The organism is Acidiphilium sp. (assembly GCF_049977125.1).
GTDB lineage: Bacteria > Pseudomonadota > Alphaproteobacteria > Acetobacterales > Acetobacteraceae > Acidiphilium.
Genome location: NZ_JBMFGY010000088.1, coordinates 1 through 13,057 on the forward strand (window position 1 = coordinate 1; position 13,057 = coordinate 13,057).

At 58.1% G+C, this 13,057-nt stretch carries 13 protein-coding genes; 1 reads left to right on the forward strand and 12 read right to left on the reverse strand.

What is annotated here, in order from left to right; all coding sequences use genetic code 11:
- Nucleotides 1-142: 142 nt before the first annotated feature.
- The 5 genes from ACP5E6_RS12615 to ACP5E6_RS12635 form a co-directional block, all read right to left on the reverse strand.
- Complete coding sequence (locus tag ACP5E6_RS12615) at nt 143-1,120, reverse strand: NAD-dependent epimerase/dehydratase family protein (RefSeq protein ID WP_427954592.1); 978 nt, start codon at nt 1,118-1,120, stop codon at nt 143-145.
- Entirely contained in the window at nt 1,117-1,716 is a 600-nt protein-coding gene (locus ACP5E6_RS12620; RefSeq protein WP_427954593.1) for a D-sedoheptulose-7-phosphate isomerase, read from the reverse strand. Before ACP5E6_RS12620 ends, ACP5E6_RS12615 begins: the two co-directional genes overlap by 4 nt.
- Nucleotides 1,706-2,491, reverse strand: coding sequence for a 3-hydroxybutyrate dehydrogenase (locus ACP5E6_RS12625; RefSeq protein ID WP_427954594.1), 786 nt, complete (start codon nt 2,489-2,491; stop codon nt 1,706-1,708). Before ACP5E6_RS12625 ends, ACP5E6_RS12620 begins: the two co-directional genes overlap by 11 nt.
- A 408-nt stretch (nt 2,492-2,899) precedes the next feature.
- The gene (gene argJ, locus ACP5E6_RS12630) at nt 2,900-4,129 is read right to left on the reverse strand and encodes a bifunctional glutamate N-acetyltransferase/amino-acid acetyltransferase ArgJ (protein WP_427954595.1); all 1,230 of its coding nucleotides are present in this window, start codon (nt 4,127-4,129) and stop codon (nt 2,900-2,902) included.
- A gap of 10 nt (nt 4,130-4,139) precedes the next feature.
- Complete coding sequence (locus ACP5E6_RS12635) at nt 4,140-5,081, reverse strand: peptidylprolyl isomerase (protein WP_427954596.1); 942 nt, start codon at nt 5,079-5,081, stop codon at nt 4,140-4,142.
- Nucleotides 5,082-5,291: 210 nt separating this feature from the next.
- Here ACP5E6_RS12635 and secA point away from each other — a divergent pair, with 210 nt between their 5' ends.
- Nucleotides 5,292-8,033: a preprotein translocase subunit SecA gene (gene secA / locus ACP5E6_RS12640; RefSeq protein WP_427954597.1), complete on the forward strand. Its 2,742-nt coding sequence runs from the start codon at nt 5,292-5,294 to the stop codon at nt 8,031-8,033.
- Between the two features lie 100 nt (nt 8,034-8,133).
- Here secA and ACP5E6_RS12645 read toward each other — a convergent pair whose 3' ends face one another.
- The 7 genes from ACP5E6_RS12645 to secY form a co-directional block, all read right to left on the reverse strand.
- Nucleotides 8,134-8,514 carry a hypothetical protein gene (locus tag ACP5E6_RS12645; RefSeq protein WP_427954598.1) on the reverse strand — a complete coding sequence of 127 codons (381 nt, stop codon included), beginning with the start codon at nt 8,512-8,514 and terminating at the stop codon, nt 8,134-8,136.
- A 90-nt stretch (nt 8,515-8,604) separates the two neighbouring features.
- Nucleotides 8,605-9,039, reverse strand: coding sequence for a 50S ribosomal protein L17 (rplQ, locus tag ACP5E6_RS12650; RefSeq protein ID WP_427954599.1), 435 nt, complete (start codon nt 9,037-9,039; stop codon nt 8,605-8,607).
- Nucleotides 9,040-9,070: 31 nt separating this feature from the next.
- Nucleotides 9,071-10,090, reverse strand: coding sequence for a DNA-directed RNA polymerase subunit alpha (locus ACP5E6_RS12655; protein ID WP_427954603.1), 1,020 nt, complete (start codon nt 10,088-10,090; stop codon nt 9,071-9,073).
- 112 nt (nt 10,091-10,202) lie between these two features.
- Nucleotides 10,203-10,595, reverse strand: coding sequence for a 30S ribosomal protein S11 (gene rpsK / locus ACP5E6_RS12660; protein ID WP_029312075.1), 393 nt, complete (start codon nt 10,593-10,595; stop codon nt 10,203-10,205).
- Between the two features lie 82 nt (nt 10,596-10,677).
- Complete coding sequence (gene rpsM / locus ACP5E6_RS12665) at nt 10,678-11,055, reverse strand: 30S ribosomal protein S13 (RefSeq protein ID WP_427954600.1); 378 nt, start codon at nt 11,053-11,055, stop codon at nt 10,678-10,680.
- Between the two features lie 230 nt (nt 11,056-11,285).
- Nucleotides 11,286-11,969, reverse strand: coding sequence for an adenylate kinase (locus ACP5E6_RS12670; RefSeq protein ID WP_427954601.1), 684 nt, complete (start codon nt 11,967-11,969; stop codon nt 11,286-11,288).
- Nucleotides 11,966-13,057 (reverse strand): preprotein translocase subunit SecY (gene secY, locus ACP5E6_RS12675; protein WP_427954602.1); only part of this gene is annotated, 1,092 nt, incomplete at its 5' end. The genes secY and ACP5E6_RS12670, both read right to left, overlap by 4 nt.

The following is a 13,057-nucleotide window of genomic DNA, read 5'->3' on the forward strand; positions in this document are numbered from 1 at the left end:
AAACGCCACCAACGTATCCCTTCCTAGCCTATTCACAAACCTCAAAGAACAAAACGACGGGACCTTTGATCCCGCCGAAAACTTTAGCATCCGCGGAAACCTAAGACGCCGCCGCCGATGTGACTGATGTATTACAGCGGTCTCACGCCGTCAACCCCCTAAGCTCATACCATTCACGATACCATGCCACGAACTGCGGAAGTCCCTGATCGAGAGTTGTTTTCGGTGTGAATCCCGTCAGTTCGGTTAGAGCCGACACATTTGCGCAGGTTTCCACCGGATCGGCCGCCGGGCGGGGCGCGACGGTGATAATCGCCCGCCGACCCAATTCAGCTTCCAGTTTTGAGACCAGGTCGCTAACCAATTCGGCTTTATTGTTACCGATATTATACAGACGATGGGCGCATTCCGGCTCGGGAGGATGATCGATCACCCCCATCACACCATCAATAATATCGTCGATGAAGGTGAAATCACGTTTCAGCCGGCCACCGTCGTAAAGAATGATTGGCCGACCTGCCATTATCGCCTCGGCGAAGCCGAAATAGGCCATATCGGGACGCCCCCACGGACCATAGACGGTGAAAAATCGTAATCCGGTCTGTCGGAGCCCATACAGATGAGCATATGCGACGCTCATCATTTCATCGGCACGCTTCGTTGCTGCGTACAGCGACTGCGGTCGGTCTGCCCGTGCAGCCTCGCTATAGGGGAGCGCCGAGCCGCCCCCATAAACCGATGACGAACTCGCATAAATTAGATGTCGGAATTTTGGCGCGTGGCGCGCGACTTCCAACACGGACAAATGACCCGTCAGGTTGGACGCCGCATAAGCGAAAGGATTGTCGATCGAATAGCGTACGCCGGCCTGAGCCGCGAGATGCACGATCACTTCAATATCCGACGCTACAGTTCGGAGCGCTTGATGGTCGGCGATGTCGAGTTGATGGAACGAGAAAGCCGGCCAAGTCTCGAGGCGTGCGAGCCGGGCGCGCTTCAGAGTGACGTCGTAGTAACTGTTCAGATCGTCAACACCAACCACGCTACTCCCGCGGGCGAGCAACGCTTGCGCGACATGGTAGCCGATGAACCCAGCAGCGCCGGTAACCATGACTCTCATTGCCGGTGCCCCGTTAGCCGATCTTCAAGTAACTCAAGGATGATATGCCCGAGCGTGATATGACATTCCTGGATTCGAGCCGTCTCCGTATCGGGAACGATTAGCGCATAATCGCAGAGCGCCAGCGCCGCACCGCCATCACCACCCAACAAGCCTACCGTCGTGATTGCCATGCCGCGCGCGACCTCCAATGCCCGCAACACCGATTTCGATCGGCCCGATGTGGAAATGCCAAACAAAACGTCTCCCGGCCGTCCCAGGCCCGACAACGGTCGTGCGAACACCTCGTCAAACCCGAAGTCATTACCCGCCGCAGTCAAAGTCGCCGGGTCTAGCGTCAATGCGATCGCCGGCCATGAATTTCGCGCGATAGATCCACGCAGCCTGATCAATAATTCGGTGGCGAGATGCTGCGAGTCTGCTGCCGAACCCCCGTTGCCGCAGAACAGCAGCTTGCCGCCGGACCGGATTGCCGCCTCGCAAATATCGACCACGGCAATAATCGAGTCAGGGTCGTCGGCGAGTTCCCGCTTCAACGCCGCCGCCCGATTGAGCAGCAAAACGATACGGGACGCCTCGCCCCGATTATTGCGCAACCCAACCACCATCGATCGACAAGGCTGCACCGGTCATTGTGGACGCCGCCTCCGAACACAGAAATACCGCGAGCGCGCCGATTTTTTCCGGTGTCGTGAAGGCGAGCATGGGTTGTTTTTCAGCCAACAATGCTGTGGATTCAGTCTCGACCGTGGTGCCGTTCGCCTTGGCACGGGCTTCAATCTGGGCCTGAACCAGCGGTGTCAGGACCCAGCCCGGACAGATCGCATTCACAGTAATTCCGGCGTTGGCACATTCAAGAGCCGCGACCTTTGTGGCGCCGATCACCCCATGCTTGGCCGCAACGTAGGCGACTTTGTCCCGGCTCGCCACCAGCCCGTGTGCCGATGCAATGTTGATGATTCGCCCCCATCCTCGTCGCTTCATGCCCGGAATTGCCGCCTTCATGCCGTAGAATACCGCCGATAGATTGAGTGCGATCACCGCCTCCCATGCGGCATCTGGAAACTGATCGATCGGGGCGACGTGCTGGATCCCGGCATTATTGACCAGAATGTCGAGCGACCCCAACCCTGCCTCGCATCGTGCGGCCAGACGCATAATATCCGCGGGATGCGTCAGATTGGCGGGATCGAACGCCACCCTAACCGCGAAGGTGTCGGCAATATCGCTGCGAAGCGCCTCGATCGCGGCTTGGTCGCCAAGCCCGTTCAGCATGATATCCGAGCCAGCCCGCGCCAGCTCGCGCGCAATGCCCAATCCAATGCCGCTGGTCGACCCGGTGACCAGCGCAACTTTTCCCTTGAGATCCACGTCATCACCCCTGCTCATCGTGGTGCCGTTCTGAGCCATGCGGCACGAAGCATCAAGGCGGGGTCTATTCCGGCTGACATGAAAAAGTCCCGCGGCCGAACGCGCCTGCGAGCGCCAGAGCAGTGCGAGGGATTTCCATGCCGCTCAAGGCCAGCCCCTCCGACGATACAGCGTCAGAACATGGATGGGCGCTGAATGCCATCGCTCGACTTTCTGACATCCATCGATAAAGGCTTCGCCAAGCGGCAAGCATGCATACCAATAAACGGGATTCAATCTCGCAATCTGTTCCCCACCATCCGCCCGACTGTGCCGTGTGAGGTGATTGCGGTGAGGTCTGAGGCTTGCACGACAGCTGACCGCCGGTCATCACCATAATATCGTTACGATATTCGGTGGCGCCCTCGGCTAACTCCGATAGCTTCCGTTGATGTCGATATAGCCGTGGGTCAAATCGCATCCCCACACGGTTGCCCGTCCACGCCCCAACCCGAGATCGACGTCGATGCGGATCTCCGAGCCGCGCATATGCTTGACTACCGGCGCCTCGTCGTATCCTTCAACGATACGGCCGGCCCGTGCCATCCAGACCCCCCCAATCGCAACGGCCAACTTGTCACGCTCAGCCGGTTCACCGGATTTTCCAACTGCCATGACGATGCGCCCCCAATTCGCATCTTCACCGGCGACCGCGGTTTTCACTAGAGGCGAATTGGCGATCGCAAGCCCGATGCGACGCGCCGACCGCGCAGAGGTGGCTCCCACCACGCCAATTTCGATCAGCTTTCGCACACCCTCGCCATCGCGGATCACCATCAGCGCGAGATCATGCAGGATTTCGAATAATGCCCGACGAAATGCCGCCAAGTCGCGCGCAGCAATCGTGGCGGGATTGGCCGCGGCCCCCGTGGCGAACAGGAGCACGGTATCCGAGGTCGATGTATCAGAATCAACCGTGATGCTATTGAAACTGGGCTCGACGCCCCGGCGGAGCATGTCCTGCAAAACAGGCGCTGCAATCACGGCATCGGTGACGATGAACGCCAGCATCGTCGCCATGTCCGGGGCGATCATGCCACTGCCCTTCGCAATCCCGGAAATCCGCACCGTCACCCCGCCGATCGACGCCGTGCGGGTCGCCGCCTTGGGGAAGGTATCGGTTGTCATAATCGCACGGGACGCCTGTTCCCACCCGTCGGGCGAAAGACGCGCGGCCAGGTCGTCGACGACAGCAACGATCCTTTCCGCGGGCATTGGCTCACCGATCACTCCGGTCGAGGCGAGAAAAATCTGCTCCGGCCGGCAACCCAGAACCCGCGAGGCCGCTTCAGCGGTTGCGCGTACCGCTGCCTCACCGGCCGCCCCGTTGAACACATTCGCGTTCCCGGCATTGACCAACAGCCCACGCGCCTCGCCCGCCGGGAGCCTGTCCCGGCACCAGGTGACCGGCGCTCCCGGACATCGGTTGCGGGTGAACATACCGGCAACGGTGGTTCCCGGAGCGAATTCAGCAAGGAGCACATCCGTCCGCCCCTGATACCGAATGCCCGCCGCGGCGGTGGCGAACCGCACCCCGCCCACAGCCGGCAATTCGGGCAATGGCAGCGCCAACGGCGAGACCGGCAGCGCTTTGGTCATCGCGGCCGCCTCAGTTCTTGGCGGGAGCTGAGTTCGGAGCGGACGCATCGGGGAGCGTCGCGGGTGAACCGTCGGGGTTGAATAATTTGATGGTCAGACCAGCGCGTGCGTTCTGCAACGCAGCGGTGATGGCGGCATCGGTCATGGTTTGACGGATCTTGTCCTTGACCTCATCGAAGCTCGGCGCCGGTTTTTCGCGCTTGCCTTGTGATTTGATGATATGCCAACCAAACTGCGATTGCACCGGCGTCTTGGTATAGGTGCCGGGCTTCAAGGCAAAGGCAGCATCGGCAAACGGCTTGACCATCTCATCTTTCGTGAACCAACCCAGCTCACCGCCGTTCTTGGCCCCGGGATCGATGCTGTCCTTGATAGCCAATTCGCTGAACTTCGCACCCTTGTTGAGCTGATCGATGATCTTTTCTGCTTCGGCCTGGGTTTTGACCAGAATCTGCCGGGCCTTGACCTCTTCGGGCTGTTTTTGCCCGACATAATGTTTCTGATAATAGGCTTTCACTGCTGCATCACTCAGTTCCGGCCTGACTTCTTTACGTAGATAGGCCGCCTCCAGAGCCCGATTCGCGGCCTCGCGCATCGCCCGCTCCACCTTCGGATCTTTGGCGACGTTGGTCTTGCGTGCCTTGATCAGCAACGCCCGCTCATCGACCAGCCGATTGAGCAGCACCGGGTAAAGCTCCTGCGGCGGCGCTTGCTGCAATTGCGGCGGCAGTGATTGCGCGGCCTTGGCCAAATCGGAGAGATGGATTTTGTATCCGTTCACGATGGCCACGACCGGATCCTTAGAGGCCGCGGTGGACGCCTTGCCAGGCTGGGCCGACGCCGTTCCCGATGCGTCGCCGGTCGCCGCCGTCGCAAAGCCGCTGCCGAGCACGAACGACAACGCAACCGCACTGAACGCCGCCGCTGAATATCCAAACCCATACCACTTCATCACGATTGACCCTTTTGCATTTGCGCCGCACCATGGATGAAGCTTTCGCGTGGGGCAAGACGTCCGTCGCGTTACACTCTAATGACCGATCGATTTGATTGACCGGATCGGTCCACGCCCCTATGTCAGTGATCTGGCCGCAGTCTCGGCGCCAATCGGTGTCGCTCCAGGGCCGTACCGACATCGGATAGACCGGAACCTCGACTCATCATGTTTGCAAGCATTGCCCGCGCGCTCATCGGCACGACAAACGATCGATCTCTGAAGGCATATCGCCGCCGGATCGACAGCATCAATTCCCTCGAACCCGGCCTTGCCGCGCTCGACGATCTGGCGTTGCAGGCCAAGACCGATGAGTTTCGGTCACGCATCGAGGCTGGAGAAAAACTCGACAATCTTCTGCCCGAGGCGTTTGCTGTGTGTCGTGAGGGCGCCAAGCGTGTGCTCGGCATGCGTCATTTCGACGTTCAGTTAATCGGCGGCATGGTGCTCCATGACGGCAAGATCGCTGAAATGAAAACCGGTGAAGGTAAGACACTGGTCGCCACCTTGCCGGTCTATCTGAACGCGCTGTCCGGCAAGGGTGTTCATGTCGTCACGGTCAATGACTATCTGGCTCGCCGCGATGCGGAATGGATGGGGCGTCTCTACAACTTCCTCGGTCTTTCAGTTGGTGTCATCGTCCCCGGTATCGAGGATGAGGCTCGGCGCGCCGCCTATGCCTCGGATATCACCTACGGCACCAACAATGAGTTTGGCTTTGATTATCTTCGCGACAATATGAAATATTCCCTCGCCGACATGGTGCAGCGCGATTTTAACTACGCCATTGTCGATGAAGTCGACAGCATCTTGATCGATGAAGCGCGCACCCCGCTGATCATCTCTGGCCCCTCGGACGAACCAACCGAACTTTATGCTCAGGTCGATGTCATCGTTAAAGTTCTGGCCCAGGATCCCGCGCATTTCGATAAGGATGAAAAATTCAAGACTGTTAACCTCACGGAGGCGGGTACTGAGCGTGTCGAAGAAATGCTCAAGGATGCCGGTCTGCTCACTGAGGGCAATCTATACGACGTGTTCAACGTTTCGCTGGTCCATCACGTCCAGCAGAGCCTGCGGGCGCACACGCTGTTCACCCGGGACGTCGATTATATCGTCAAAAACGGCCAAGTCATTATCATTGATGAGTTTACAGGCCGCATGATGGACGGTCGGCGCTATTCGGATGGCCTGCATCAGGCGCTGGAAGCCAAAGAACACGTTACGGTCGAACGCGAGAACCAGACCCTCGCCTCGATCACCTTCCAGAACTACTTCCGCCTCTATCCGAAATTATCCGGCATGACCGGCACAGCCCTGACCGAAGCCGATGAGTTTGAGGAGATCTACAAGCTCCTTGTTGTCGAAATTCCGACCAATGTACCGGTGTCGCGCAAGGACAGCGACGATGAGGTCTATCGCAGCGAGGGCGAAAAATATCAGGCCGTTGCCCGCTTGATTGAGGAATGCCGGTCCCGCGACCAACCCGTTCTTGTCGGGACCACCTCGATCGAGAAATCCGAAGTGATTTCCAGCCTTCTCAAGAGCATGGGTATTGCTCATTCGGTGCTGAACGCGCGTTTCCACGAACAGGAAGCGAGCATCGTTGCTGATGCTGGCGCGCCCGGCGCGGTGACCATCGCGACCAACATGGCCGGTCGCGGCACCGACATCAAACTTGGTGGCAACCTCGAGATGCGGCTGAAAGCCGCGCTCGATGGCCTCGGTCCGGTTGAACGTGCGGCGCGTGAAGCCGAAATCCGCACCGAAATCGATGCCGCGCACGAACAGGTCAAAGCCGCGGGTGGCTTGTTCGTCATCGGTACCGAGCGCCATGAGAGCCGTCGGGTCGATAACCAGTTGCGCGGCCGTTCCGGCCGACAAGGTGATCCTGGCGCCTCGCGCTTCTTCCTCTCGCTGGATGACGACCTGATGCGGATTTTTGGCTCCGATCGCATGGGCCCGATGCTGCAAAAACTCGGCCTCAAGGATGGCGAAGCGATCATCCATCCCTGGATCAACAAGGCTCTCGAGAAAGCCCAAAAGAAAGTCGAAGCCCGCAACTTTGACACGCGCAAGAACCTGCTCAAATACGATGACGTAATGAACAACCAGCGCAAGGAGGTCTATGCCCAGCGCCGCGAATTCATGCGCGCGGACAGCGTGGCCGACGTGATCGCGGATATGCGCGCTGATACCATCGCCGAAATCGTCGAACGCCGGATCCCGACCAAAGCCTATGCTGAACAATGGGAAAGTGCAGAACTCGCCGAGGACGTTCAGCGTATCTTCGGCCTCAGCCTACCGATCGCAGACTGGGCTGCCGAGGAAGGGATCGACGAAGTCCATCTGCGCGAACGCATCACCGAGGCCGTCGATGCCCATATGGACGCCAAAGCCAGCAGTTTCGGTCTGGACTTCATGCGGTTCCTGGAAAAATCGATCCTGCTGCAAACATTGGATCACCTTTGGAAAGAGCATCTTCTCGCTCTCGATCATTTGCGCCAGGGTATCGGCCTACGGGCCTATGGCCAGCGTGATCCGTTGAACGAATATAAATCCGAAGCCTTCGCATTATTCGGCGTAATGCTCGAAGACCTCAAGGAACAAGTTTCAACCGCGTTGGCCCATGTTGAACTGGGTGTTGACCCTTCCAGCAACAGCCCGGTGTTCGACCCCATGGCAATGTATGAAAACAGCCCTGATTCTGTCCTTTATGGCAATGATCTTACCCTCGACGACAGCCGTGCCGTCACCGCCCTCGCACCGGCTCCGATGACCAATTTCAAGGTCGAACCAATTGATCCTGCGCGGCCCGAAACCTGGGCCGCGACACCGCGGAATGCTCCCTGTCCATGCGGATCCGGCAAGAAATTCAAGTATTGCCACGGGAAACTCGGCATCACCTAGAGCGATATGCGATAAAGTTGACGCGGCAGCGGCAACATAATCGCGTATCGCTCTAAATATGCCAGATATGGCAACCGCCTCGCCATCTGAGGCGTTACCCTCAGGTCCCGTGAGAGGGCCGAACGACGAGGTTATTCGATTTCAACTGGCATCGGCGTGCGGCGGATGTCACCGCGCCGTTATCGACCCGGTCGTATACCACGAGCAAGCCATCGGTCATCGCATTGGTGGTCGCATTTGCGGTGATATCGCTGCTTTGCATACTGGGCGCCGATACAACATAAACCGTGCCGCCCAGTTTCTGCTGGAATTGCGCTTGACAGAACAGGGCCGTCTGACGCGACGCGGGCGATAGACCCGACAAAAACGTCTGATTATCTGACTGAGCTTGCGCCGCCGTCAATGGCTCCGATCCCATGCCGCCGGAGCAGGATGCGAGGAAAACCAATAATGGCAGAAGCATTAAACCAACTATTTTCATGCATCGGAGAATATCCGGCTGCGTGAAAATTACAACAAAAAAGGCGTGACCGCGATCACGCCTCTTCGTTGGTCACAACGTCGTGAATGTTCAAGCGGCCTGAGCCGCATCATCCTCATCGTCCTTGACGTCCGGTTTCGGACCGCTGTCTAGACCCTTAGCGGCTAGATCACGATCAACCAGTTCAATCACCGCCATATCCGCCGCATCGCCATAGCGCATGCCCGCCTTCAAGACACGGGTATAACCGCCGTGGCGTTCCTTATACCGATCCGCCAAGGCCGCAAAAAGCTTGGAGACGATTACCTCGTCTCGCAATACCGCATGAGCCTGACGGCGCGCGTGTAGCCCGCCGCGCTTTCCGAGAGTGATCAACCGATCAGCCACCGGTGCCAATTCTTTGGCCTTCGGCAGGGTGGTTGTAATCTGCTCGTGCTTGAGCAGCGCGACCGCCATGTTGCGAAACATCGCCGCACGGTGGGACGAGGTGACGCCAAGCTTACGTCCAGCAATTCCGTGACGCATAGGGGTTACTCCAGAACAGAAAAATAGAGGTTCAGAACGGCTGGTCGGAACGCTTGACCAGATCTTCGATATTCTCAGGTGGCCAGTCCGGCACCAACATGCCGAGGCCGAGCCCCATGGCGGTGAGCACTTCCTTGATTTCATTGAGTGACTTGCGGCCGAAATTCGGCGTGCGCAGCATTTCCTGCTCAGATTTCTGCACCAGATCGCCGATATAGACGATGTTATCGTTTTTCAGGCAGTTTGCGGAGCGGACCGAAAGCTCTAATTCGTCGACCTTACGCAGCAGATTTGGGTTGAACGGCAGCTCCGGTCGCGGTTCCTCGGAGCGCAACCGTTGCGGCTCCTCAAAATTAACGAACATACCCAGCTGATCCTGCAGGATACGAGCGGCCAACGCGACCGCATCCTCCGGGGTCACCGCGCCGTTAGTCTCAATCGAGATGATGAGGCGATCATAGTCGGTAACTTGCCCGACGCGCGTGGGCTCGACGCGATACGACACTTTACGCACCGGTGAATAGATCGAATCGACCGGGATCAAACCGATCGGTGCGTCTTCCGGCCGGTTGGCCGACGCCGCGACATAACCGCGCCCCGAATCAACGGTGAACTCCATCCCGAGTGTCGCGCCGTCGTCGAGCGTACATAGAACGAGTTCGGGATTCATCACCTCGATGTCGTGGCCGGTCTGAATCATAGCTGCGGTAACCTCGCACGGACCCTTGGCCGAAAGCGTCATGCGCTTCGGACCATCACCATGCATGCGCACCGCAATCTGCTTGATGTTCAGCACAATATCGGTCACGTCCTCGCGAACACCAGCAATCGATGAGAACTCATGGAGCACACCATCAATGCGCACCGCGGTCACAGCAGCGCCATGCAGCGACGAGAGAAGAATGCGGCGCAAGGCGTTGCCCAAGGTGATGCCAAACCCGCGCTCTAAAGGTTCAGCAATAATCGTCGCCATCCGAATATCATCGGCACCAGGCTCGACATCGAGTTTCTCTGGTTTGCGCAGCGACTGCCAGTTCCGCTGCATCGCCAAATTCGTATCTTTCACCATCAAATCCTCCGGCCAGGCGCCACTTTCGCCTTCACCTTCCAAAAACGCATCGTCCGCCACGCACGCAACCCCAATCGCGGGACGTCTGACTGCCCTACACCCGGCGGCGCTTGCGCGCGCGACAGCCATTATGCGGAATCGGCGTCAAATCGCGGATCGCAGTGATTGAAAATCCGACAGTCTGAAGTGCGCGCAATGCACTCTCACGCCCGGAACCCGGACCGCTAACTTCGATCTCGAGCGTCTCCATTCCGTGCTCGCGGGCTTTGCGCCCGGCATCCTCGGCGGCGACCTGTGCGGCGTAGGGCGTCGACTTGCGGCTGCCCTTGAAACCCTGACTGCCGGCCGATGACCAAGAAATCGCATTCCCTTGGGCATCGGTGATTGTCACCATCGTATTATTAAAGCTCGCGAGCACGTGTGCGACGCCCGAGCTGATGTTCTTGCGTTCCTTGCGACGAGGACGCGCTGCGGCTGGTTTGGCCATAAAAAAATCCTGTCTCTATTTTGGCCCACTGCTTCCGATACCGGTGGAGCGGGCCGCTTCATCAACGAAAAGACCCGACGAGTTACTTCGTGACCTTCTTTTTTCCGGCGATCGCCACCGCCTTACCCTTGCGGGTACGCGCATTGGTATGGGTCCGCTGACCGCGCACCGGCAAACCCTTGCGATGCCGAAGGCCGCGGTAACAGCCCAAATCGACCAAGCGCTTGATGTTCATCGCGACTTCGCGACGGAGATCACCCTCTACCCGAAAATCTTTATCGATCAATTCGCGAATCTTGCCGATCTCATCGTCGGACAATTGGTTCACTCGTTTATCGTCACTGATATTCAGCGTCGTGCAAATGTCACGAGCTTTGGTTGGCCCGATACCGTAAATATAACGCAGGCTTATCAGCACACGCTTGTTTGATGGGATGTTTACGCCGGCAATTCGCGCCACGAAGCTGCTCCTTGATCTCCGCGGATGCGGATTGAAATCAATACATTGAAGATGAAGATCGCAAAGCCCGATTCACGAAAGGTGACGCCCAGCTTTAACTGTCTTCATCTTAACAAAAGTACGGCGCTCCGCCAGGGAGCACCGTTCCGACAAGTCTCTAAAGCCGCGGGGGACGAGAGTCAATCGAAGGACATCAATTTCTTGTGATGTCATTCCAAACCGCTAATTTCTCAATCCGCCGCGGCGGCGCTTGGAGCCGCCACGCCTGCCTTACGGAGCGCCGCTTCGATGGCAGCCGTAACGTCATTCATGTCGGCCATGCCATCAACTTCGTAGTAGATGTGTTTGCCCTGATAATACGGAACGATAGGGGCGGTCTGGTTGTTATAGGCGGTGAACCGCTGTTTGACCGTCGTCGGATTGTCATCCGGACGATGAACAAACTCAGTCGCACCACATTTGTCACATATTCCAGCCTTGATTGTCGGATGCATTACATCATGGTAGCTGGCGCCGCATTTGGCGCAGGAAAACCGTCCTGCGATCCGATCGACCAGCACATCCTCATCGACCTTGAGCAGAATAACGGCCCGCAGATCCTGTTTCTGGCTTGCTAGCATCGCATCAAGTGCTTCCGCCTGCGGCACGGTGCGGGGGAACCCGTCGAGGATGAAACCATGCTGGCAATCGGGTTGCGCCAGGCGATGACGCAACATCGTGATGATCAAATCGTCTGGCACGAGTTCGCCGGCCTCCATGATCGCCTTGGCAACCTTGCCGAGTTCGCTACCTGCCTTGACCTCTGCGCGCAGCATGTCACCCGTCGCAATCTGCCCGATATGATAGCGCTCCTGCAAAATTTTTGCCTGAGTTCCTTTTCCGGCCCCGGGTGGGCCCAAGAGAATGATGTTCATCGTGTCCGTGTCCTTCCGCGGCCTTTTCTGATCAGGCCTTCATATTGATGCGCCAGCAAGTGTGACTGGATTTGCGCCACCGTGTCCATCGTTACTGAAACCACAATCAGCAGCGATGTGCCACCAAAATAATAACCCGCCGCCAGATCGAACTGGCCGATCAGAAATTGCGGAATGAGACACACGATCACCAGATACCCCGCGCCGATCGTGGTCAGCCGGGTCAGCACCGTATCAAAATACTTCGCGGTATTGGCGCCCGGCCGGATTCCCGGCACGAACCCACCGTATTTCTTCAGATTATCGGCGGTCTCCTCGGGGTTGAACACCACCGCCGTGTAGAAATAGGAGAAAAAGATGATCAGCCCGGCATAAAGAATCATGTAGCCCGGCTGCCCGTTCGAGAGCTGCCGCGCCATGAACTGCAACCACGCCGGCCCGGTGCCATGACTGAACCCCACGATCGTCGCCGGAATCAACAGCAGCGAACTTGCGAAAATCGGCGGAATCACGCCCGAGGTGTTCACTTTCATCGGCAGATGCGACGAATCGCCGCCGAACATCCGGTTACCGACCTGACGTTTCGGATACTGGATCAGCACCCGCCGCTGCGCCCGCTCCATGAACACCACGAACGCCACCACCACCAGCGCCATGATGAAAAACCCGATCACGAACCCGGTCGACAAGCCGCCCGTGGCCCCCAATTGCAGCACGCTCGCGATCGCCCCCGGAAACGCCGAGACGATGCCCGAGAAAATGATCAGGCTGGAGCCGTTGCCGATCCCACGTGAGGTGATCTGCTCGCCGATCCACATCAGAAACACCGTCCCGCCGGTCAGCGTGATCACCGTGGTGACCAGAAAGAACCCACCCGGCTCGATCACCGCCGGACCCACCGAGGAGGTGATATGTTCAAGCCCGATCGCGATGCCGTAGGATTGCGCCAGCGCGATGAACACGGTCAGATACCGCGTGTATTGCGTCAGCTTCTGCTGGCCGGACGCGCCCTCTTTCTTCAAGGTCTCCAGCGTCGGCACCGCCGCCTGCAACAGCTGCATGATGATCGAGGCCGAAATATACGGCAT

Excerpts from the sequence above, each read along its gene's own strand:
- rplQ (WP_427954599.1), bottom strand. The coding sequence starts at position 9,039 with ATGCGTCACGGAATTGCTGGACGTAAGCTTGGCGTCACCTCGTCCCAC.
- ACP5E6_RS12645 (WP_427954598.1), bottom strand. The coding sequence starts at position 8,514 with ATGAAAATAGTTGGTTTAATGCTTCTGCCATTATTGGTTTTCCTCGCA.
- rpsK (WP_029312075.1), bottom strand. The coding sequence starts at position 10,595 with ATGGCCAAACCAGCCGCAGCGCGTCCTCGTCGCAAGGAACGCAAGAAC.
- ACP5E6_RS12670 (WP_427954601.1), bottom strand. The coding sequence starts at position 11,969 with ATGAACATCATTCTCTTGGGCCCACCCGGGGCCGGAAAAGGAACTCAG.
- ACP5E6_RS12615 (WP_427954592.1), bottom strand. The coding sequence starts at position 1,120 with ATGAGAGTCATGGTTACCGGCGCTGCTGGGTTCATCGGCTACCATGTC.
- ACP5E6_RS12635 (WP_427954596.1), bottom strand. The coding sequence starts at position 5,081 with ATGAAGTGGTATGGGTTTGGATATTCAGCGGCGGCGTTCAGTGCGGTT.
- secA (WP_427954597.1), top strand. The coding sequence starts at position 5,292 with ATGTTTGCAAGCATTGCCCGCGCGCTCATCGGCACGACAAACGATCGA.
- argJ (WP_427954595.1), bottom strand. The coding sequence starts at position 4,129 with ATGACCAAAGCGCTGCCGGTCTCGCCGTTGGCGCTGCCATTGCCCGAA.